Here is a 23,799-nt window from a genome sequence, read left to right as displayed (position 1 = left end):
ATTTTCTTCTCCATATAGTTTTAATTAATTTACTTTTTTACTTTTCTTGTTGGTAATTCTGCTAACATTGTCATAAATAAACCTGTTAAGTATTCTTTATCATCTACCTCAGTAATTAACAGCATTTCCTTTGCTCCTGGATAGGGTAAATCATATTCTATATTTGATACATAATCTAAGGCTGATTTCACTGGTTTTACAAGTAGTCTGTCATCATATATCCCACCGACAATCTTATCATTGTAATATAAAATATATTCTCCCATCATCGCTCTATATTTAATATTTTCTAAATCATCTAGCTGTTCTAATATGAAATTTAAATATTCTTTACTTGATGCCATATAAATCCTCCATTTTTGACTATATCCTATCTCTCACTCATATACTTTCCTATTTCAGCCTCTGTTAATTTTCTTACTTCTGTATTTGGATATTCTTTATATTCTTGAACAGAAAACAATGGCTGTAATGAGTTGCATTTCTTAAATAATTGTAATTCATTATTATCCGCAAATATTTTATAAGACAGTCTTCCATTTGAACTTTCTATCTCATAAATTCCACAACATTTTTTCAATGTAAAGTCTGCTGTACGCAAATAAAGCTTCGCAGTATCTAATGATTTAAACGGAAAATTCCATCTTTGCAATCCCCTAATTGAATCTTTCTCAATACAAATACATCTTCCACAGCTCCCACATATGTATTGTGTATGATTTTTAAGACATTCTACTGGATTTAATAACGGAGTCACTCTACTTTTATCTGAATAACACTCTTCGCACATTTGTTTTTCTCCTTTCTGTACTTTTTTATAAAAATTGATATCAGAATTTCCAAAATACATTATTCATAATAAATTTATTAAATACTTAATAATACCTTAAATCCATTTTACTATATTTTTCTAATCATATAAATATTTACTTTAAATTTTAATCACTTTTATTTCCTTTAGTTTAAAAAATAGCGTCCCTTATTTCATCAAATAAAGGATACTATTTTGTAATTATTGCGTTATATTAAATTTAACTTTATTAGTTTCATTAGATTTCTTAGAATTTATATGTAGTAAGTTTTGTAAATTCTCCATATCTATAGTGACTTTTCCACTATCATCAACTTGTATTGCGATATATTGTTTAGCCGTTGGATGATAATCCATCCCTTGTAGATCTACATAACGATCTGCTTTATACTCTAAAGCAGCTAGATTATAAATAGCTCTACTATTTAAAACTTCACCAATTTTATTTTCTGAACGTGCCGTGTTAACAACCGAAGCTAATGGTTCAAAAAAACTTTCATAATTCGGAAGATAACTAGCTTTTACAAAATATTGATAGTTATCAATATGTGGAGTCGTTATATATAGATAAACTGTATTCCCTTCAACTTTATAATCGTTTAAATCATACGCTCCGGCCTTCCCATAAGCATTAGTGTTTACCTTAAATGACATCGCACCATATACATTCATTTTATATGTTGTCTCTTGGAACGTAAATTCTTCATTTGGAGTAAAGTTATACTCTTTTGCCACATCTGCAATAAATTGTTTCCAAACATTTTCAAATAACTCTTTTTGGTTATTATAACCCGCTGCTTTTACTAAGTCATCAATATTTTGCTGATTAACAAAAACAGCATCTATTACTTTTAATGCAGATTTTACTTTTTCATCAGAAATACTTTTCTTTTTATTTTCTAACTTAGCTTGAGCCTTTTCCACTCTTGTCAGCCTAGTTGTGAAACTTTTACCAGAATTTTGTTCTGTGTATGTACGATCTAATTTTACTGGTTCCACTTTTGCATTCCAATCAAAATCTTTTCCTGGCCCTTGTATCACTTCTTTTTTAGGTTCATCTTTTGAATTATTTGTCGTTGTTGAAGTTGTAGAACATCCAGACAAAGCTGAAACTAAAACCACCGTTCCTAATATTTTTAATAATGTTTTTCTCATATATTATCCTCTCTTTCCTTTTATAAAATAATTAATACCTCTATTATATCCTATAATACAATTTATAATATTAATCGTTCTATTTTCGCCCTTTAAATAAAACTCCCAATCCTTGTCCTAAAAAACTTATCATCCCATATATTAAAGCATATATCAACGCACTTTCATTTAAATATATTGTAATAACTGGTATCCAAAGTAATCCTATAATTAAAGACAGCCCCCAATTAAATCCACGTGTCTTGCTATGTATAAAAGAAAGAATCAAGATAATTAAGGGGAATATTACTAATAATGTAAGAAATGCACCCCCAGCATCTCTACAAAGCAAAGGTGTAGCGACATAAAAAGCTATTATTACAATAATATAAACATAATATTTTCTTATAAACTCTTTCATGATATATTCCCCCTATCAATAAGAATAATATTCATACTTATATATTTTTTATATAAAGAGTTTTTCCACTCTCTACGAATTAAAACACTAACGGAATATCTCCATATAACCAAATTCTAAAAATACCTATAATCGCTAAATGGATTGGATAATAGTAATAGAAAAACCATTTTGAACCTATGCTTTGACCCCTTGTCCCATCATATTTCAATAATAATGGTATAGCCAATAAAGTTGCAAACTGTAATATTCCATAGAATATATCAATAAATATTATATAAATGGCTGCATAAACACTTATCCAAATTACATAATCTATAACTTGTTGTTTTTTATTCTCTCTATGTTGATACAAGAAAAATGGCATCATTAACGCTATTGATGACCAATCTGCCACAAAAGTTAATAAACAGAAAATAATAATCGTTAAAATTTTCACTGTATTATTTATCTTTTCATTTCTAAATACAGCTATCAATAATACTGCCATAGCTAGTGGAAATAAAACACTTGTTTTGTTAAAAATGCTACCTACCATTAGATTAAAAGGAATTCCTAGCCCAAAACAAAAAGCAAAGTGACTAGCTACTGCAAAACTCATCAATCTTAGAAAATATTTTTTAATATTTTTTGTATAATAACAACCTTCTGCTATAAAGTACCACATTATAGGTGCTGTTAGTCTGCCAATTATATGCATAGCCACTGGTACTACTTCTCTTACCAAACCTGGATATAATAACCATGCAAAATGATCTATTGTCATCGCTATAATAGCAATATACTTCAGTTGTGTTGCATTAAATTTTAAATTCCTCAAAACTTGTCCTCCATTTGTATAGATTATTACAAATAATTAAGTATAATCTATATATTCTATTTTTTATAGTTTGATTATTTTCTTAAATTTCAATATTAAGACAATCTTTTATCGCTCTAATAGTTTTTTCATAATTATCTAAAAAGAAAGTATCTACATCGCTATCAAGAATTAAAAGTTGATCTTTAAATCCATCTCGTTCAAGCAAATAAATAAGGTGATTTGTAAAGTCATCACGAATATCTTGACTTGCCATACTCATATCACGAAAGCCATCATTAACATATGCTGATTTTGGTGGAATTAGAATAATAAGATCCCATTTTTCTTTTGAAATAGCAACCTTATATGATAGCTTAAGTGCCTGATACTCTTCTTCTGAAATAATATCTTTAAGATAATAATCTACATAAGCCATAGTCACCGTAGCATTAGTGTCTACAAAAACAATACCTGTATGGCTACCACTATCAATGACATTTGAAGTCTGTTCGTTCTGATTAGCAAAAAGACGAATATAATCATTAGTATCTAGTTCATCATCACGAACATTATAAAATTCTTGATAAAAACGTGCATACTCAAGCGATATAGGTGCATTAAAAACACGACCAAGATCTTTTATTAATGTTGTTTTCCCGCCTGAAGCCGAACCTACTACCAAAACTTTTTTCGTAAAATGACGACGAAAGGGCTTTGTAATATAACGCCAATAAATTAACGGGTTTTTTCTAATTTCTGTGCTAGATACTGGAACTACAGTTAAATCAATCATTTTAATTGCCACTTCTTTTTGTTTAATATCACAAAGAGAATTGTCACAATCCCTCATATCGATATATTCGTCAGAAAAAACTTCTTCAAAATAACTAAGCAATGGTTTTTGATGATTTTCATCCCCCACATAAAATGTCATCTTTTCAAATTGGTAATCTGTATTCTCTTTAATAAGCTTATGAAGAGTTTCTAGCCAAGTCTTCCATCCGTTCGGATATGCTTGCATACCTTCTTCATCAAGTTTATCCACTACAACTAATTCATCATCATGAAAAACTTCTCGAACATAACGGAAACGTCGATTAAGATGCAGACCATCACGAGTCCCACGATCTTCTTTCGTATTTGTTCCTGACACAATAATCAAAACTGCATCATTTTCTCGTTTTGCTTTTGTTATAAAATCTACATGACCTGTGTGCATTGGTGCAAAAGCCCCAAATACTACTGCTAATTTTTTTATATTTAATAACTTATGCTTCATATCCCCTATTCCTCTTAATGTACTTTTAATAATCCATCCTAATTTTATCTTTAGTAGTTTATAGTAATTACAGCCTATCACTTATTTACTAATATAATAATTGTATCAAATATTTAAAATAATACAACAGATAGCCCTATAATACCCGTTATTAATTTTTTCTATAATTTTATTAAGTTAATATTGATTCCATTATCCTCAATACATATACTAAATATATTAGATTTAAAAATGAAAAAATATTTTTCCTACTAATAACATCATTTTTCTGAAAAAAAATATATTTATTTTAAAAAGTGATATAACTAATTTTTCATGAAATACAAAAAAATATTGGAATTCTTTTATTTTAAAATATATTATTAGTTTTATTATTTATGAAATATTATATATAACATTTCGATAACATTTTACTATCACTACATCTTATAAATAGTAAAATTATTTAATAAAGTATTTGCTTTTATTATGATTAGAACGTATAATTAGAGCTGTAATAATAAGATTTTCGATTAAAATAATGAAAGGATAACTTAATGAAAAAATTTAATTTTGAAAAAAATAGAAAAGAAATATTTTCAATAAGAAAACTAAACGTAGGAGTGATACCTTTAGCTATCATGAGTTTAGCAGTTTTTGGAGTTGCTACTTCATCTCAGGAATTAAAAGCATCAAACAATCAAACAGCAGAAAATAATAAAGTAGAATCTATTACTCAAGCTATAGATAATAAAAACGGGCTAGAAAATAGTCTAGAACCTAAAAAAAGATCTAAAAGAGCATTAGTAGATAGCACTGTTATTGCTGATTTCAATGCTACTGTTACTTTAAGAAATGATGCAACAGTTATAAATGCAGGTGATACAAAAAATCTATCTGCACAAGAAGTAGCATTCGAAAAAATTGATATGACATTTAAAATAAAACAAGATGGAACCCTAAAAGCTGGGGATACTATACGTATTCCAGTAACTTTAACAAATAATGCATATGGAGCATATTATGCTAACCTAAGTTCTGGAACATCAGAACCTATTCAAGGGGTGGGAACAATCAAGTTTGATTCTTCAAATCCAAATAATCTAGCCTATGTTATAACTTTAAACTCTGATTTTGCTAATATACCTGCAAATACAGAAAAAACAGTTACTGTTACACAAAGAGCTGCTAATGGTTCTAAATTCACAGCTAAATCAAGTAAAAAAGATATTGTATTAGATATAAATGGGAAAGTATTTACTTTTAAACCGGTAGCCAGAGAATTTCCAAAAGCTGAAGCTATCTTTTCTGTTTATAATTCAGCTTCAACAGATCGTGCAAACTCAATAAAAATAGGTACTTCAGTTGGGGCTGCAAATTACTATAATAATATGCTGTCAAGCAACGGTCAAAATCCAGGAAATAATACTAAGATTCCTGATGGAGATATAATTTCTATACATCATGTTAAACCTGCGGCAGGTTCTACTATTATAGGAATTAAACCTGATAACAAAAGATATACATCTACCCTAGCTATTAGTGAAGATGGAAAGTATCTTGTTAACAAAGATACACCAACATCTATAACAATTGACTCTGATCCAGATAATAAAGTAATAGAAATGCCAGCAAATTCAAGTAATGAAGATATCCTTAAAGCATTACAAAAAGCTGGTAAAAACTCTTCAGTAGTTATTAACAATGGAGATGGGACATATACTTTAGGTATAAATCTAGGAAAAATGAAAGGTGAAGGAATCACTACTTATCATGATCTTAGACCAACAGATGATTATGCAGAATTCGGTGATACTTATCAAGAAATCGATAGAACGCCAGAAGTAAATAAACAAGTTAGTAAAATTTTAAAAGATATGAGTGTTATTCAAGGGACAGGTCATTCGACACGCATAACATTCGCAGATTCATCTATTAAAAATTCAATAGAAGGATCTAAGAGCTATAGTTACAGCGTAGATGGTAATGGAGTTGGTACTCAATTAAAAACAGAAGATATTAAAGCGACAACAACTCCTTCGAACGCACGTGCAGTTGGACAAACAAAAATAACTGTACATTATGTAGATACTGAAGGTAAAGAAATCGAAACACAAGATTATAAATATGGATATCCTGCAGGATTAGCTACTACACCGAAATCTCCAAATTACGATGTGAAGCCTAAGAATATAGATAACTATACTCTTGTAACAGAACCTACAACAGTTCCTGGAGTAGCTGGGACTCAACTGACTATGAATAAATCTATAGAATTTACAGGAGAAGATCAAAATGTTTATTATGTTTATAAATTAAAAGAAGGTACTGCTAAAGTTAAATATATTGATGATACAACTAACCAAGTATTAGAAGTTAAGGATGATTTAAAAGGTAAGTATAATACAAAATCTACATACACAATAGATGATACTGTGAAAAAATATACAGATAAAAATTATGAGTTTGTATCTAGTACTTATCCAACGGATGGAGTGACTTTTGGAAAAGAAGAACAAGTGTTTGAAGTTCATTTAAAACACAAAACAGAAAAAGCACCAGAAAGTAAAAAAGTAAAACAAACAATAAACTATGTGTACAAAGATAACAACCCAGCAGAGCCAGCATTTCCAACAGTAGAAAGAGAACTAGAGTTTACAAGAGAAAATACAAAAGACCTAGTAACAAATGTTGTGACAAATGGACAATGGACACCAGCAAACGGAACAAGCTTTGGAGAAGTAGTATCACCAACAAAACCAGGATACACAGCAGACAAAGCAAAAGTAGAAGCAGTGAACAATGTAACTGAAGATACTGCAGATATAGTAGAAACAGTAGTATATAGCCCAGAAACTCAAAAACTGACATATACAGTAATTGATGATACAACAAATACAACACTAGAAGACAAAAAAAATCTAGCAAGTGGGGATTCAAACTCTGAAGTAAAACCAGAAACTCAAACAACTTATGATCAAATCGTAGCTGGGTATGAAGCAAAAGGTTATGAAGTAGTAACAAAAGAAGCCTTACCAGAGAAATTTGATACAGATATTACAGTAGACCAAAATGTAACAATTCATTTAAAACACAAAACAGAAGCAATCAAAGAAGAGAAAAAAGTAAGTTTAACTGTGCGTTATCACGGAGCTGGCGATAAAACACCACCAAATCATGTGGAAGAAGCAGTATGGACTCGTACGGTTACTAAAGATAAAGTAACAGGTGAAATTATAGATAATGGTACTTGGGTTTCAGATAAATCTAAGTACGCAGAGGTTACATCTCCTATAATTGAAGGATATACAGCAGATATTTTAGTTGTAGCAGCAGAAACAGTAACTCAAGATAATATTGTTAAGGATGTTAATTATACTGCTAAACCTCAAAAACCAAGTAATCCAGAAACACCAGGAAATCCAGAAACACCAGGAAATCCAGAAACACCAGGAAATCCAGATCCTAAAACTCCAAATAAAGACGATAAAAAGAAAATTTTACCTTCTACAGGACTAAATAATACTAATAACCTAACAGTATTAGGATTGTTATCTATTATTGCTACGTTTGGAATAAGAATTATTAAGAAAAAACACTAATAATTTTTAATAACTAGATAAAATCCGGAACATAGAAATCTGTTCCGGATTTTATTTTATATACTAAAAGAAAACTATATTAACCTTCATAAAAATAAAAAACTTAATGATTTAAAATTACACATATTGATTATATATTAAAATACTGGGTAGCTAGCCCCTCCAGAGTCTATCTCTCATATTTCAATATTAGATAAAAATTATACAGGTTATTTATTTAATCTTTTAAAACTTACCACCAGTCCCTCCATGGGTACGTCCAGACGATGAAGTATGTGTGCTACTACCTCCACCACTCGAGCTACTTGTCTATTTTGGTTTTGCAGTTTTATTAACTGTGCTATAAAGAAACTGATCTTCTAATCTTGTTACATTTAAACTATTTTCTTTAATGTAGCTATTTGCTGCCAAAGCAGGTCTAACAGTTTCAAGCTGATTTTCCATTCCCTTCACGATAAATCTAGCTATAAACATGCCTAATCCTATTACTATAGGAATCCAAAATATACTAACAGGTTCTTTCGGAAGATTACCTTTATCATAAGGTTTATCTGTTTTAGCTTGAGTTAAGAATTTATCACTCAAATCTGCATAAATATTAAATGCTTCATAATAATTATTGTGTTTTAACTCAGGTAAAAAATTACGCGACATATAATTCAATCCTGCATCTTATTTCACTAATACTATGTGTATAATAGTTTAGATTTATACTTTTTCTATATTTTATATACTATGCTCTCTTAGTTTGCCTATCCCACAGCAGTCATAATCTTACCAATATAGTAAATTCCCCACACTATTGCACCTATAATAAACAACAGCACCATTGAAGATGAACCAACCGAAAGTAATTCCCTCTTTTTATATGTATCTTTCTTATAAGATAAAATTATAACAACTATTTTTAATACAACACTACTTATTCCTATATGCACACCATATCTAAAAACAAATCCTAATAACCAAAATCCAATTTCTGCTCCAGCAATACCAAATACAAAACCGAAGAAAAAGCCTGCATAAATAAATATATCTAGTCCTATTGAACTTCTTAATATTAATTTTGCTAATTTTTCTCTTTCATCAATGTAATATCTCATAATCTAAATTTTCCTTATTAAATATATTTACTACTTATTTCTAACTAAACTCATATTTTGTTAATAAACACATTCATCCCTGATATTCCTTCATTTTTAAACTCTATTCCAGAATTTAAAAAGCTAAATTATCTAATCCGCACCAAAACATTTTATATACTACTATTATAGCAATTTCCCCCTTTTTTTTAAACATTACTAAAAAAATATACATATCTTATACAGATAGTTTTTTAAATTATAAGTTTTTTGAATTTTTGTAAATATTAAAGTAAATATAAAATTATAAATAATTAGATTATTTATAATTTTTTTACTAAATTCTTTTGTCTTAAGGTCTTATATAATGATATAATAATAGTGTATTAATTTTATTTAGAAAAGAGCGCTATCTATGGGATTTTTTATAATAACTTTATCTTTTTGCTTTATTGTATTACTATTATTTTTACTTACAATTTATATCTACTTTAGGCTTCTAGTAGCTGTACTAGAGAAAAATGATGTTCCCCAATGGATATATAAGTTTGGGCAAGGATTTAGAGGAAGATTTGCTATTGGAAAATTAGATGATATTACAGACTCTACTGCATTAAAAGAAGCCACTTTATTCATTTTAAATTTCTTTTTGGCTAATATATTTCTTTTAATTATAATATATTATAAAACTCACAACTTCCCAGTAACATTGTATACATGTTTAAAAGCAGAATTTGCTATTGTTATTGCTGTCATAATATTTACCTACACCAGCAGACTTATTCTACTCTTGCTAAATATAAAAAAGAAACCAGCCTACAGATATTCTTCATCAAACGCTGTAATCGGTTCAATCTTTTTTACCTCGTTTGCCTTTACTCTTTGTATATCAATAACAGGTTTTCCTGAAAAACCTATCGAAATCCAATTAGATAAGACTAATGTGATTATTGGTAAAACAAAGGCGTCTGAACTTTTAGATGCTGGCTTCACCTTTACTAAAAAAACACCTGAAAGTGAAATTATAAATAAGCGCAATGATCACTTTTACTACGGTGAGCTTGTAGAGATAGTTCGCGATGAAAAATCCTATGGTTTTATGAGTATTACCCCTACGTGGAAAGATGTTGATAAGCTTAAGAATTGCACCATAACATATTATAAAATTCCGGCAGATAGTACAGTTCTATCTACTGTTAAATTTAATCATAAAGACCTAGCTCCATTTACTATCGATGATTTTAGAACAAAAAATTTAACAGATATTTTTTCACTAAACCCTGTAGATTACAAAGAAGTAAAGCACGATACAGATTTCCTACTTAAGTTACAGACAGCTGACTACACACTATGGCAAAGATATATCATTCAAGCTAACTTCACAGCAGATGCTTCTCCATTCTATTATAGTGTACGAGCTCAACATACGATATGGGAGTAAGCTTTATCAAGCATACTCCCATATTTCTCCCACTGTATTTTAATACATACTAACTAATCAAACCATAAATAAATATCATGGTGTACAAATATCACCAAATTTAACATCTCCTATTTCTTGATAACTCAAACCTTAATTTTAACCATCTATAGAAATATCTAATATTTCATCATATAAACCCTCAATTTCAATATCCAAAAGATGATCTGCATCAAGCTCATGTTCTGTATAGGTTAAAACACTTAGATTCCCAAATCTTCTAATTATCGGTTTACCTAGCTTTTCCTCAATACTATGAACATCTTCATCAGGATAACAATATTTAAAAGTTTCCGATTTCACACAGGCATCTATTATTTTAGTTAAATTTTCAGAATATAAATCAAGTAATTTACCTGAAAAAACTAATTCTTCTTCAGTAAAATTTTCTTCATTAATGTGAAATTTAAATCCATCTACCTCACATTCATAAAAAGATGAATATTGATTTTTATTAAAAATAAAATCTCCCTTTTTTAATATAAAATCCATTATTTTTTCTCCTTTATTAAATATAAATTAAAGCTAATACTCCATATAAAATCAATACTATTCCTATAGTAATATTTAAAACCTTATATCCAACCTCACCAAATTTTTCGAAAACAAACCTTTTAAGGTTTTCCCCTGAATCTGCAGTACTATATTTATTTATTCCTGCAAAATCAAAAATTGCCGCCAATGTATAAAGTAAGCCCACTATTATAAATACATATTGATAATTTTGCTTTAAAAGATTTATTATTTGATCAATATTCAACCTATCATTCATGCTTATTCCTCTTAAAATTCTTTAGTTACATCATACCAACCCTCAACATTAATTTCTTCATCATTCATGTATGTTTCGAAATAAGAATATACTACATCTGCATCTAGGAAAAAGGCACGATAATGTCTAAAATCAGCTTTATCTTTATACTTTCTACATTCTACTAAGTAAATACCTTCTATTTCATCTATGTTATCTAATGGAATTTGTAAAACTTTCTGTAAAAAATTTAAAGCATCCTCTTCAAAATACTCTATTTCTGAGTGTATCTGAACGTAATTTGGATTTTTTTCTGAAGTATCATAAAGACATAGCCATTCTTCACTATCTTCTGTAAATATATTATCAACTATATACTTTATTTCCTCTAAATCTGCTTTTTTCTCACTAATATATTGTGTATCAATTTTTTTCATATGCTTACCATCCTACCTTATTATATATTTTTTATTCATTTTTAATGTGTTTATACTTATTTATTTTTATTACACCCTATTTTTTTAAAAAAAAGTTTATCGATATCTAAAACACTTATCTTTTTAATTTTTAAATCTATAAGTGTATGATTTCTTTTAAAGATTATTTCTGTATTCAACAGTATTCTTTAAAAATTATGCCTAATACAATCAACTAAGAAGCAACCATATTCAGGATATAGTTCTAACTTAATTATAGGTTTATAATTCTCATTTTGAATTTTATTAGACATTGTTATTAATTTTTCTAAATCTTCTTCATAACTTTTAATATAATCTTGCTTCTCTTCTTCACAAGAAAAATCATCATCCATTTTCGTTTCTTCTATATTTTGAAGTATTTCATCTTTATACTTACTTACACATTCATAAAATTTCTCATATTTATTTTTAAGCCAAAGTGTGTAATAGTAATGTTCCCAGTCAGCAAAGTAATAATCAAGAATTACTTTCTCACACTCTTCCAAAAATAAGTCGTATTCTCCTAGAACATAATAAGCTTCAAAAACTTGATAATCTGCAATATCATCAGTAGTTAAATAATACTTCTCATCTTGCCCTACTTCAACTTTTTTTAAATAATAGATTGCTTCTTCCTTATTGCCTAAATATACTTCACAATAAGCAATACATAACAACAAGCGCATTCTATCTGGATACTCTGATAATAGTTTTTCAAAAATAACTTTTGCCTTTTGATATTCTTTCATTTCAAATAAACATACTGCATATCCAAATTATATTTCATAATCCTTAGTTATTTTTAGCGCTTTTTCAAAATACATTAGACTATTATCTAAATCTTCAATTGTTTTATTACGTTCATAATTTGAAAAACTAGTTAGTGCTAAGCCTTTATATGTTTCAATAAAGGGAGAATTAAGCTTGTCGGCTTTTAACAAATATTCATCTTGTTTTTTATCAGCTTCATAATAGAATCCTAGATTAGTATAAATTCTTGCTTTATCAACATCATTAATTACTTCATTATATTTTAAAACAAAATCTTCTAATAATTTAATTGCGTCTTTTTCATGTCTTAATTCTAATTCTACAGAAGCTAAAATACAAACAACATCTACACTAGATGGATATTCACAAAAAAGGTCTTTTAAATATGTTCTGAAGTTTTTTAAAACATGTTCTGTTTGACTATAATTTTTAAACATATTTTCTTTATGTTTATTTTCATATTCACTTTTTAATACATTCCAAAATTCTTTTATTAATTTTTTCATAAATACCGCCATCCCAAGCTCATTACGAACTACAAAAAACTACTTTATTAATTTCTACAGGGTTCTTTTAACTCTCCCAGTCTATACTTTCTACTTCTAAACCATCATTGAATTTCACGCATAAAATTTGATCACTTTCTTCTGGGTTAATCATAAAATCAACACTAATAAAGTTCTCCCCAGCCCATAGCGAAATTAATTCTACTTTCATTTGTTTTACAAATTCACAAATTTCATCTGATATATCTAATTCCAATTCTTCTTCATGAAAAACAATATACTGATCATCCTCTTTTAAATAACATTTTAAAGCTTCTTTAGCTTTCTCAAAATAGTTTTCACTATTGCGTAAAAATTCAGCAAATGTATCAAGAACTCCTACTTTAAATTCATAACCACTATCATACCATAGTGTCGTCATAATTCCATTATACTCTTCTTCCCATAATACACGAACATCATCAAGTTTCTCCTCAAATTGTTCGTCTACACCTTCTTCCGTATTTATCTCTCCAAAAAACTCGTGATTAATTTTACTAATTTTAATTTTCCTCCAACACTTTTAATCTTCTAATTAAAGTAAAATATTTTTAATTCTTCGTTACTCTACCTTATCTATGACTCTTTAATAAATTGTAACCAATACATTCCCATCTTCTTCTAACACTTGTTTATAAAAATCTTTCATATCTTGAAAATAATCCATTATTTCTTCTTTTATTTCGTCAGTTTCTTCTTCATAACCCCAGATATTTGGATATAATTCCGCTTCTTTACATTCTTCCATACTAAAAGTTTCTAAAGCTTTTTCTATATCAAAATTGTCAAGAGCAAAAACTATATTTTTAATTCTTGATTTTTCTATATAACTAATATATTCCTCTATACCATCAATAGGGAATACTCCAACAACTGCTTCGCTAAGAGCATTATTTTCTATAGGTTCGCTGCAACTTACTCCTGTAAGTACAAAATGAAGAGCATCCCACATCTTATCGATATCAAGAAGTATCTCAGCTTCATCATTCCAATCTTCAACTTCCTCAAAAATATCATCTACTTCTGCATAAAAAGATTTAAGTTCTTGTAAATTCGTATCACTTAAATATTGATAATTTGCTATTATTCCCATTTTAATCTCCTCCTTAAATTATTACCTCTTTAATTTTTGACTTATTTAGATAATCTAATGAATTATTTTCTTCAACTTTTATAAACATGTTTATTAATAGAGAATACTTAATGTGCTATTTCTATCTTTAATTATTTTTACAATACTAATAGTTAATATAGTATCAATCAGTATATTCTATTTTCACATTAATAAATTCTAATTGTATATTAATCACAATAGATTTATTTAATACTTTTAATTCATCTGTTCTTTATATAATGGATACCTTCATCTTGAATTAAAAATAAAACTAAAAGTTAACTTAATATATATTTATCAAATGAAATTAGCATTTTTAGTCTATTCTTATATTGTACCATATAAACAATTTCCCATTTATAAAGCGTTCCAAATAAAACAAAATGCAAAAATACATCCCCAAGAATTTTTTGTTTCTGTTTGTACTATTAACATTCCATAAATGGCAAAGAATGTAGTAATTAACTCAATAATTCCCCAAAAATCTGTATGTATTGGATGAAAAAGCAGACAAATTAATGCACAAGTGATAGCTCCATAGTTCGCAAAGATACTTTTTGAATGATAACGTTTGTTGATTTTATCAGATATAACCGCATAATTAAATCCTTCAAAAAATCCCCAAACTAATACAATCATCCCCATTCCAAAAATATTTGTTGGAAATCCACTAGAAAGTACATCATCAGTAAGCATAATCTTCAACGGATGATAACCACGAAAATTCCCTGAAGCAAAAATATAAATGACTAATGGAGAAAAGCAAAGAATAGTACCTAGTATAGATTTAAAAATGTTTTTCATTTTTAACCCATACTCAGAAAAACTTTCTTTTCTTAAAATCATTACAATAACTATTCCTAACCCCGCTACTCCAAACTGTACCCCTGCATTTAATAATAATCTTGATATTACATTAATACTATTATTTGTAAGAAAACCTTTCATTTGATTACCATAAACTGCATACATCCCAAAAACCATGAAAGTTATAATTCCAATAATCGTAAGATCCCACTCTAGTTTTTTCTGTTCTAGTGTAAGTTGTTTTTTTCTCATTATCTATTACCTCATATGCCTATTATATATTATTAATTTTACTACTTTAATTATACCATAACAGTATATAATTTTCTTGAAGAAGTCAAAAACTAACTTTTATATACATAAAAAAGTTGATTTTAAAAATTAAAACAAGCTTTCCTCTACTAATAACAGTAGCATAGAAAACTTGTTTATATTTTACTAATTTACTTTACTATTGAATATACACGAAACCTTTCTTAATAACAATCTCTCTTTAATAACATAATTATATTTACTTATAATCTGTTCCCCGTTCTTTGTATCTACGTTCTAGCAAACATATGAAAATAACCACTACTGACACAAGCACTAAAACAATACGATAATCCATTCCATATTTCACGGGGGCCTTAAATTGGACTTTGCCATCAACAACTTGCGTTTGTTTCTGATTAATTATGTCTCTAATCCTATCTATACTAATTTTATTTGAATTTGATAACAACTCATTCACCACATTTTTATCATTAATTTCAAACACCATATTCTTCACGAGCTGATTATTACCCAAATCATCAAAATAATAATATTTTCCATCTTTAGTCCAAACTGAACCAATTGTATGTAGACCAATATCTTTTATTTTTTCCCAACCATATTTTTTATCAAAATATACCACTTGTTAAGTATAATTCTACAATAAATTTCTTTTTTTGAAAGAATACTCTTTATTCTCATGTAACCGGTGTCGTACATCTTCTCCATACTTTTTATAATATTCAATAACTTTTCTAATAATACTCCTTTTTAAAATTTAAATTATGTATTCTATCATAAAAATACCAACACCCTAAAGTTGAAACTTTTAGTCTAACTTTAAGATGTCAGTTCAAAATGTATACTATTTTTTATTCAATTTCTTTATTGATTTACAATACTTGTTTCATAAATTTTAATTTATTTGTTCTAAAGCTTGATTTATATCAGCTACGATATCACGAATATCCTCTATACCTACAGACATTCTAATAAGATCTGGTGATACTCCAGCAGCCAATAACTCTTCATCATTCATCTGTCTATGTGTAGTAGACGCAGGATGAAGTACGCAAGTTCTTGTATCAGCCACATGAGTAACTATTGAAGCTAGTTTTAAAGAATCCATAAACTTAACTGCAGCTTCTCTTCCACCTACAACACCAAACGATATAACTCCACAAGATCCGTTTGGTAAGTACTTTTCTGCCAATTCATGCTGACTATCATTTTCTAGTCCTGAAAAGGAAATCCAAGATACTTTAGGATGACTCTCTAGGTGTTTAGCAAGCTCCAAAGCATTTTCAAAATGTCTTTCCATTCGTAAATGTAATGTTTCTAATCCAACGCCAAGATAAAATGAATTCTGTGGAGAAGGTATAGATCCTAAATCGCGCATCAGATTCGTTGTCATCTTTGTAATATATGCTGCTTTCCCAAAACTTTCAGTATAGACAATTCCATGATACGTTTCATCGGGAGTCGTTAATCCTGGGAATTTTTCACTATATTTTACCCAATCAAAGTTTCCTGAATCTACTACTACACCACCAACTGCATTTGCTGAACCATTCATATATTTTGAAGTTGAATGTGTAACAATATCAGCACCCCACTCAAAAGGTCTACAGAATATAGGAGTAGGGAAAGTATTATCAACTATTAATGGCACTCCATGTTTATGAGCTACATTTGCAAATTTTTCTATATCTAAGATATTTAGCGAAGGGTTAGATAATGTCTCACCAAAAACTAATTTTGTATTAGGTTGAAATTTCTCTTCTAATTCTTCTACTGAAATATCTGGTTCCACAAAAGTAGATTCAATACCCATATCTTTCATAGTCTTAGCTATTAAGTTATATGTTCCACCATAGATAGCAGAAGAGGCTATAACATGATCCCCTGCCTTAGCTATATTTAATATAGCATAAAAGTTAGCTGCTTGTCCTGATGATGTTAATATAGCTGCTACTCCACCTTCAAGCTGGCATATTTTGTTTGCTACTGCATCATTTGTAGGATTAGCCAGTCTTGTATAAAAGTAACCAGAATCCTTTAGGTCAAATAAATCACCCATTTTTTGTGATGATTCATATTTATAAGTTGTAGATTGCACTATTGGAACCACTCTTGGTTCACCATTTTTTGGCTCATATCCACCTTGTACACATATTGTATTTGTATTATAATTTGTCATTGATATTACTCCTTTTTTTAATTAATATATTTTTATTTAATAAACTTTTTATTCAAATTGAGTCAAAGGTTCATTACCTTTTATTGCTCCCACTATAAATCCGAGTGTTGCAGGAAGAATCCATGCAAATCCAAGATTACTTAGAGGAAGTATATCAATAAAAGTTTTGATAACAGCTACATTTAAAACTGATAAAATTGCTTCTAAAATACTTACTACTAATGTAAATATAAGTGCATATCTAAAACTTTGCTTATTAGGTATATATTTACGAAAAATACCTAAAATCATTAAGACTATTAAACTTGGATATACTCCTTTATAAATTGGTGTGGCAAAGTATACAATTTTTTCAACACCAAGAATAGCAATTGTAGCCCCCAGAGCTGCAAAAACAAATGCCGCTAACTTATGCGGTATCTTTCCTTTTGAAAAATCATGGAAAAAGTTAGCTATAGATGTGATTTGTCCAATTGCAGTCGTTATACAGGCCAAAACTACAGCAATTGAGAAAAATAACATTCCTCCCTTGCCAAGAACTCTTTCAGCTATACCTAATAATAACTGACTTCTTTCCACATTTTCTGGATAATAACTACTCACTGACGCACCAAGGTATATTAGACCTACATAAATGACCGCCAACAAGATTAAAGCAATTATACCACAATATGCAGTAAGTTTATTTCTTTCTCCACTAGTACGATAACCTCTTCGAATAATATCTCCTATAAAAACAGTTCCTATAAGATAACTTACTATTAAATCTCCAGTTTGATACCCTTCTAACAATGAGTGAGTAAAAACTCCACTTTTTTGTGGAACTACCGGATGCCCTATTGGAGTAAGAATCCCTTTAATAATAATTCCTAATAGGACAACTACCAAAACAGGTGTTAAAAACTTTCCAACACTATTTACCATTTTATTTACATCTAATGAAAAATATAACGCTATGGCAAAATACCCTAGTATAAATACTATAATAGGTGTATTAGGTAAAAGAGCTTTAAATCCTAGCTCATACGCAACCGCACCTGTACGAGGTACAGATATATTCCCCGCAAATATCATTATAAATAATAGTAGAAATTTTGCAAAGTTTTTATGTATATCTCCAGTCATAGACTCAAGAGAACCACCATTTTTTGAAATTACATATAACCCCACAACTGGCATTAAAACTGCAGACACACAAAATCCTATTGATGCTAAAGACCATTGATTACCTGAAAGAAATCCTAATAATGGTGGAAATATCAAGTTTCCTGCACCAAAGTATGCACCAAATAGAGCTAACCCTACTATAAATATATCTTTCCTTTGTTTTTTCATCCCCTTCTCCTTTGTATATAATATATTGTTGAAAAAAATCTAGACTTAAAGAAATACTCAAAACCTTATACTATGAGATAAAAAAAATGCTCCCATCCATAAAGGACGAGAGCAAACTCACGCGTTACCACCTTAATTTATCTTTTTATCACTAAAAAGACCTTTTTGAGTACTATCTCATACTCATAATGCTATAACGGGCATCCCCGTCACTATCTTAATCTAAGTATATCGATCTCAATGTGAAGACTCCAAGGCCATATTCAAAAGTTTCTTTCTCATTTCTCTCACCAATTGAAATGTCTCTGTATTGATTAAATAACTTTCTACTCTTCTTTTCAACGTCTTGATATACATTATAAAAAGGAACATCTCTTTTGTCAATACAAAAACAAAAAATTTATAAAAATTTTCTAATTTTTTATGTTTTTTACTGTATAATACCATCATAAACACTATATACTTTATAAGAAAAACTCCATTATGTCTCACAAAACAATACGATATAACATTTATATTGTAATCCAAACATGATATAATAACGTTTTTAATAAATTAACAAACAAATAGTGTATTTTATTGACTTAAAATTGTCAAATTCATATATAAATGGAAAAAAGATAATTGATACTATAGAGTCCTGCAATCTTTCAGGAACAGCAATAACAGGCGACTTATTATGTCAAAAAAAGATTCAAAAGAATAGCAAAAATTATGTAATTTATGTTTAAGATAAAAAAAAATATTTGAGCCCTTAAATACCGGTTATATTGACTAAAGAGTCAGTTATATTAGGAAATATGTGGTAAATACCTATTTTTATACAGCCGTTTTTTTCAACCATATTTATTATAATATTAATTTTCGTAAACCTAGAAAAACTAGCATACCTTATATAATTGAATATTAAACACTAAATTATTTCTATTCCTCCCTAGGTATAATAAACGCATTTTCAGCTTTGTTTAAACCAATTTTAGGATAGTAGCCCATCGCACTTGGAGCAGAAAGTAATATAATTGCAACCTTCTCTCCTAATATTTTTCTACTCATATTAATAAGGTTTTTTCCTATACCTTGTTTTTGATATTCTTTATCTATTGCTAAATCAGACAAATAGCAGGCATAAGAAAAGTCTGTCATTCCACGTAAGATACCAACTAATTTATCATTATCCCATGCCGTTAATACAAAATTAGAGTTATTTAACATTAATTCCAATCTTTTCAAATCACTTGTAGGTCTTCCTATTCCTGATTTAATTAAAACCTGCTTATATTCTTCTACTGTTACTTTTTTATTACTAAAATATTCAATCATATCTTATCATACCTCAATAAATTCCAATTTATTTCATAAACTATTTCACTATGTCATCCATTTTATTTTCTAGATTTTTTGTAAATAGACAATTCCTTTATTGCAATATCCAAAGAACATCGTACTCTATTCTTTTCTTTATTTTCCTTTACAGAACTAACCAATACTATTCTGTATTGGGGAATTTTTAATATGTAGGTTGCATACCAAAAAGGCTGAGGTCTAGGAATCTTAATATCCAGCTCTCCTTTTTTAATATGTACCTTTCTATCATTCCAATTTAGTTCAGCGTAATCTTCGTAAAGGTCAATATATGCTTCTTGATCCTCATGACTCCAAATTTTCTTCGCAATCCATGTAGGAAATAACATAAATATAGGAATCAAGGCAAATATCAAGTAAACAGCATGTATTGGATGTTCTCTGAAGTATATAGGTCCATATTCTGGCCCTTTATCTATACCAGAAATTGTTAAAAATCCGAAAAAAGCCAATAACCCAGCTGCTACTCCAAATATAACCAAAATATATAAGACACCTGGTGAATATTTATTATGTCTAAACTTTATTCTTTTCATTTTTAAAATTCCTCTTTATAAGTCTAAATTGCTCTTTTTAAGAGAATAAAATATAAGATTTTGTATTATCTTTATTTCTCCTATCTCTGCATAATCTCTAAGTAATTTTTAAGCTAACTCTAGATTTAAAACTTCTCTAATAATTTCGTCTTCGTCTATTGCTGATATTTTAATGTAGTCAAATCCATCTTTTTTAACAGCATCAAAAGAAATTTCTTCTCCATTGATTGTTTCCAAATGGTCATTATCATCAAATTCAAAATCTTCTTTTTCCTCATCATAATCTATACTATAACCTAAATCAATTTCTATTTTAGAATTGGGAATATCTAATTTTACAAGTAGACGATTATCAACCGTCTCTAAATCAAATTTATCACAAAATAGTGAGTTGTATCCATATTTTAATTGATCATAAAGTAAAATTTCTTTTCCTGTTTGAATACATTTCGCTACAACCTTACAAGGTTTTATAGTTGAAGTTTTTTCATCAAAAATTTCAGTAATCATAGCATCAGAATCCAATTCACCAAAGTAATAGATTTCAAAGAACTCATTATATTTGTCTGTCTTTTTCTACTTCATTAACTATCCTAATAGACGAAAAATCCTCTTCTACTTCAACAATTTTATAATTACTTTCTTTAAAATAAGTTGGTATTTTCATATGAAAACTCCTTAAGTCATACGCAAATATTTTATACTTATATTATATATAATTCTATTTTAATAAGTCAAAAAACAACTAGAGAGGCAGCCTAAACAATTGTATTTTAATCGATGTTTTTTCTATGGATACTTCTTAGTAAGTACAACTTTTGATAATAATAAAACACACCACATGTAGTGAAACTTTCCTTTACTTTTGCCATAACGATAACCTCAATCTATTTTTATTTGTTGATCTTTTCAACAATTATATTTTATCATATTCAGTGGACAAATACTGTCTACTTATAAATTATTTTAAAAATAATTTAATATTTATCTAATATATTAGATAAATCAATTACACTGAGTTACTTATCTTAGTTTCCTTAAAATTTGTTCTTCAATTAAATAACATAGTAATTACTAAAAGTATGTAATTATTTTTCATAGAATAATTGTTTGACTTTTCAGTTATTCTATTATATGATTTTTCATTATAATAAAACTAAAATTAATATAATGATTTTCTTTATGAAATCAAAAAAAAGACGACAGTCTTCACTATCGTCTTTTATATCTATTATGTATTTTTTATAACTATAACCTAGAGGAATTATATCTAAATCAATCCTGCATCTTTTAGGATCTCTTCAATATATGTTCCTTTGATTTTTTTCAATACACGTTTACTAATTGCTTTGGCAAAGAAAGGTAGTTTAACTTCTTCAAGTTTTTTACCATCCATTAGGCGATTAGTTGATTTAGTCATGACACGTAAATCATATGCAGAATTAAATACTTCAGGTACACCTCTATCAACATCTAGTAATGTGTATACTGCTTCCATAGCTGTACGAACAGAATATTCTGTAGTGAAGACAGTATCACGAGGTGTTTCAGAGAAGTTACCTATAAATGCTAAGTTTTTAGATCCTTCCGGGATAACTAATGGTCTATCACCATCGTGTCTTGGCATAAAGTAACTTGTTATATAAGGCATATAACATGGAACTGTGCTACAACCTTTGCTTGCAAATTCGTGAATAAATTGTTCAGGAACCCCAATATGGTAAAGCCATTCTTCTGCGATTTCAATACCTGTACAAGCTTCTATTGGTTTTTTTATATAGTTACCTGAAATATTTGAATATAATCCATAAATCCAAACTACTAATTCATCTTTTGATTGAGATTTAAAGTGAGGTTGACGGTTAAGTGTAAAGCTCATCATCCAATTTGAGTCTCGTGCTGTTACTATACCACCAGTTACTACTTTACCTGCATAAGGATCACGTTTACAAATTTTTTCTATATATTCTGCGATTCGTTTGTCTGTTACAGTCGTCGTAGCCGAAACAAACCAACTTTGATCTGGAAGATTTTCACAAAATACTTCTGGACGTCCAAAACGTTCATCTTGTTTAGCTAAGTTTTTCCAAAGTTGCCAAGCTCCACCAAGTTCTTTGCTGACTGGAGCTGAAGTATCATTGTTACCATATGTTGTAGATGCAGTGATACTACCATTTGTAACAAATACTAGGTCATCTTCAGTTAATTCTCTAACAACAGGTTCTCCGTTTACTTCTAAGATCAGATGCTTAGCTACTAGATCTTTTCCTTGTTTTTCAACTTTAATATCTTTAACTACAGTATTGTACTCAAAAGTTACACCATGACTTTCTAAGTATTTAACTAATGGTAGAACTAATGATTCATATTGGTTATATTTAGTGAATTTAAGTGCTGATAAATCAGGAAGTCCTTTAATATGATGAATAAATCTCAACATATATCGACGCATTTCAGCAACTGAATGCCATTTTTCAAAAGCAAACATTGTTACCCAATAAGTCCAAAAATTAGACTCAAAAAATTCACTACTAAAGAAATCTGTTATTTTCATACCTTGAAGTTCTGATTCAGAAGTCAAATATAGTTTTACTAATTCCTGACTTGATTTATCAGATAATGCAAAAAGTCCATCATTAGGAATTTGTTGTCCACGGTTTTCAATAACACGACATTTTGAAAAGTTAGGATCTTCTTTATTTAACCAGTAGAACTCATCTAAAACAGATGCATCCTCTACCTCTAATGAAGGAATAGATCTGAAAAGATCCCAAAGACATTCAAAGTGATCTTCCATTTCACGACCACCACGAATAATAAATCCACGAGTTGGATTCATAATACCATCTAAGCTACCTCCTGCGATAGGTAGTTCTTCAAGAATATGGATTCTTTCTCCTTTCATTTGTCCATCACGAACTAAAAAGGCTGCTGCCGCAAGAGAAGCTAGTCCAGAACCTACTAAATAAGCCGATTTTTTATCAACTCCTGCTGGTTTTTTTGGTTTAGCAAATGCTTCATAATTTCCGTTTGAATAATACATAAAAACTCCTCCTAAAAAAAGTGTATACTAAT

The 23,799-nt window shown here is 28.8% G+C and carries 25 protein-coding genes and 1 other annotated feature; of the genes, 2 read left to right on the top strand and 23 right to left on the bottom strand.

Annotation, left to right across the window (positions count from 1 at the left end):
- Positions 1-29: 29 nt before the first annotated feature.
- From DQN46_RS02455 to DQN46_RS02430, 6 genes are all read right to left on the bottom strand, one after another.
- Positions 30-344: a TfoX/Sxy family protein gene (locus tag DQN46_RS02455; protein WP_111742888.1), complete on the bottom strand. Its 315-nt coding sequence runs from the start codon at positions 342-344 to the stop codon at positions 30-32.
- 26 nt (positions 345-370) lie between these two features.
- A complete protein-coding gene (locus tag DQN46_RS02450) occupies positions 371-790 on the bottom strand; it encodes a hypothetical protein (protein ID WP_111742887.1) in 420 nt (139 codons plus the stop codon).
- Between the two features lie 222 nt (positions 791-1,012).
- Positions 1,013-1,966, bottom strand: a complete 954-nt coding sequence (locus DQN46_RS02445) for a hypothetical protein (RefSeq protein ID WP_111742886.1) — start codon at positions 1,964-1,966, stop codon at positions 1,013-1,015.
- A 79-nt stretch (positions 1,967-2,045) separates the two neighbouring features.
- A complete protein-coding gene (locus DQN46_RS02440; protein ID WP_111742885.1) occupies positions 2,046-2,366 on the bottom strand; it encodes a hypothetical protein in 321 nt (106 codons plus the stop codon).
- Between the two features lie 79 nt (positions 2,367-2,445).
- Positions 2,446-3,186: a TraX family protein gene (locus DQN46_RS02435; protein ID WP_111742884.1), complete on the bottom strand. Its 741-nt coding sequence runs from the start codon at positions 3,184-3,186 to the stop codon at positions 2,446-2,448.
- Positions 3,187-3,268: 82 nt separating this feature from the next.
- Entirely contained in the window at positions 3,269-4,447 is a 1,179-nt protein-coding gene (locus DQN46_RS02430; RefSeq protein ID WP_111742883.1) for an AAA family ATPase, read from the bottom strand.
- Positions 4,448-4,983: 536 nt separating this feature from the next.
- Here DQN46_RS02430 and DQN46_RS02425 point away from each other — a divergent pair.
- A complete protein-coding gene (locus DQN46_RS02425) occupies positions 4,984-8,028 on the top strand; it encodes a mucin-binding protein (protein ID WP_111742882.1) in 3,045 nt (1,014 codons plus the stop codon).
- Between the two features lie 309 nt (positions 8,029-8,337).
- Here DQN46_RS02425 and DQN46_RS02420 read toward each other — a convergent pair whose 3' ends face one another.
- Both DQN46_RS02420 and DQN46_RS02415 read right to left on the bottom strand, forming a co-directional pair.
- Positions 8,338-8,682, bottom strand: coding sequence for a hypothetical protein (locus tag DQN46_RS02420; protein WP_111742881.1), 345 nt, complete (start codon positions 8,680-8,682; stop codon positions 8,338-8,340).
- A gap of 98 nt (positions 8,683-8,780) precedes the next feature.
- Entirely contained in the window at positions 8,781-9,131 is a 351-nt protein-coding gene (locus tag DQN46_RS02415; protein WP_004632515.1) for a hypothetical protein, read from the bottom strand.
- Positions 9,132-9,525: 394 nt separating this feature from the next.
- On the opposite strand from DQN46_RS02415, the gene DQN46_RS02410 reads away from it, so the two are divergent.
- Positions 9,526-10,551, top strand: a complete 1,026-nt coding sequence (locus tag DQN46_RS02410; protein WP_111742880.1) for a hypothetical protein — start codon at positions 9,526-9,528, stop codon at positions 10,549-10,551.
- A gap of 138 nt (positions 10,552-10,689) precedes the next feature.
- Here DQN46_RS02410 and DQN46_RS02405 read toward each other — a convergent pair whose 3' ends face one another.
- The 15 genes from DQN46_RS02405 to DQN46_RS02335 form a co-directional block, all read right to left on the bottom strand.
- The gene (locus DQN46_RS02405; protein ID WP_111742879.1) at positions 10,690-11,082 is read right to left on the bottom strand and encodes a hypothetical protein; all 393 of its coding nucleotides are present in this window, start codon (positions 11,080-11,082) and stop codon (positions 10,690-10,692) included.
- Between the two features lie 16 nt (positions 11,083-11,098).
- Positions 11,099-11,362 carry a hypothetical protein gene (locus DQN46_RS02400; RefSeq protein ID WP_004632519.1) on the bottom strand — a complete coding sequence of 88 codons (264 nt, stop codon included), beginning with the start codon at positions 11,360-11,362 and terminating at the stop codon, positions 11,099-11,101.
- 11 nt (positions 11,363-11,373) lie between these two features.
- A complete protein-coding gene (locus tag DQN46_RS02395) occupies positions 11,374-11,778 on the bottom strand; it encodes a hypothetical protein (protein ID WP_004632521.1) in 405 nt (134 codons plus the stop codon).
- A gap of 188 nt (positions 11,779-11,966) precedes the next feature.
- On the bottom strand, positions 11,967-12,548 hold the full coding sequence (locus DQN46_RS08625; RefSeq protein ID WP_197712525.1) for a tetratricopeptide repeat protein: 582 nt from the start codon (positions 12,546-12,548) through the stop codon (positions 11,967-11,969).
- Between the two features lie 27 nt (positions 12,549-12,575).
- Positions 12,576-13,076, bottom strand: a complete 501-nt coding sequence (locus DQN46_RS08620) for a hypothetical protein (RefSeq protein WP_197712524.1) — start codon at positions 13,074-13,076, stop codon at positions 12,576-12,578.
- A gap of 67 nt (positions 13,077-13,143) precedes the next feature.
- Entirely contained in the window at positions 13,144-13,497 is a 354-nt protein-coding gene (locus DQN46_RS02385) for a DUF2004 domain-containing protein (protein ID WP_224207434.1), read from the bottom strand.
- A 204-nt stretch (positions 13,498-13,701) separates the two neighbouring features.
- On the bottom strand, positions 13,702-14,208 hold the full coding sequence (locus DQN46_RS02380) for a YfbM family protein (RefSeq protein ID WP_111742877.1): 507 nt from the start codon (positions 14,206-14,208) through the stop codon (positions 13,702-13,704).
- Between the two features lie 378 nt (positions 14,209-14,586).
- Complete coding sequence (locus DQN46_RS02375; protein WP_004632528.1) at positions 14,587-15,288, bottom strand: hypothetical protein; 702 nt, start codon at positions 15,286-15,288, stop codon at positions 14,587-14,589.
- Between the two features lie 259 nt (positions 15,289-15,547).
- A complete protein-coding gene (locus DQN46_RS02370; RefSeq protein WP_111742876.1) occupies positions 15,548-15,934 on the bottom strand; it encodes a hypothetical protein in 387 nt (128 codons plus the stop codon).
- 273 nt (positions 15,935-16,207) lie between these two features.
- Positions 16,208-17,491: an O-acetylhomoserine aminocarboxypropyltransferase/cysteine synthase family protein gene (locus DQN46_RS02365; protein ID WP_004632533.1), complete on the bottom strand. Its 1,284-nt coding sequence runs from the start codon at positions 17,489-17,491 to the stop codon at positions 16,208-16,210.
- 48 nt (positions 17,492-17,539) lie between these two features.
- A complete protein-coding gene (brnQ, locus tag DQN46_RS02360; protein WP_111742875.1) occupies positions 17,540-18,826 on the bottom strand; it encodes a branched-chain amino acid transport system II carrier protein in 1,287 nt (428 codons plus the stop codon).
- Positions 18,827-18,924: 98 nt separating this feature from the next.
- Positions 18,925-19,177: a binding site (T-box leader), on the bottom strand.
- 573 nt (positions 19,178-19,750) lie between these two features.
- Positions 19,751-20,146 (bottom strand): GNAT family N-acetyltransferase, encoded by a 396-nt coding sequence (locus DQN46_RS02350; protein WP_111742874.1) that lies wholly within the window; start codon positions 20,144-20,146, stop codon positions 19,751-19,753.
- A 62-nt stretch (positions 20,147-20,208) separates the two neighbouring features.
- On the bottom strand, positions 20,209-20,724 hold the full coding sequence (locus DQN46_RS02345) for a hypothetical protein (protein WP_111742873.1): 516 nt from the start codon (positions 20,722-20,724) through the stop codon (positions 20,209-20,211).
- 108 nt (positions 20,725-20,832) lie between these two features.
- Complete coding sequence (locus DQN46_RS02340; RefSeq protein ID WP_197712523.1) at positions 20,833-21,234, bottom strand: hypothetical protein; 402 nt, start codon at positions 21,232-21,234, stop codon at positions 20,833-20,835.
- Positions 21,235-21,994: 760 nt separating this feature from the next.
- Positions 21,995-23,767: an oleate hydratase gene (locus DQN46_RS02335; protein ID WP_111742872.1), complete on the bottom strand. Its 1,773-nt coding sequence runs from the start codon at positions 23,765-23,767 to the stop codon at positions 21,995-21,997.
- Positions 23,768-23,799: the final 32 nt, after the last annotated feature.

Origin of the sequence: Gemella morbillorum (assembly GCF_900476045.1) — a bacterium.
Classification (GTDB): Bacteria; Bacillota; Bacilli; order Staphylococcales; family Gemellaceae; genus Gemella; species Gemella morbillorum.
The sequence above is the reverse complement of the archived record's forward strand: the minus strand, read 5'-3'. Positions and strand labels throughout refer to the sequence as shown.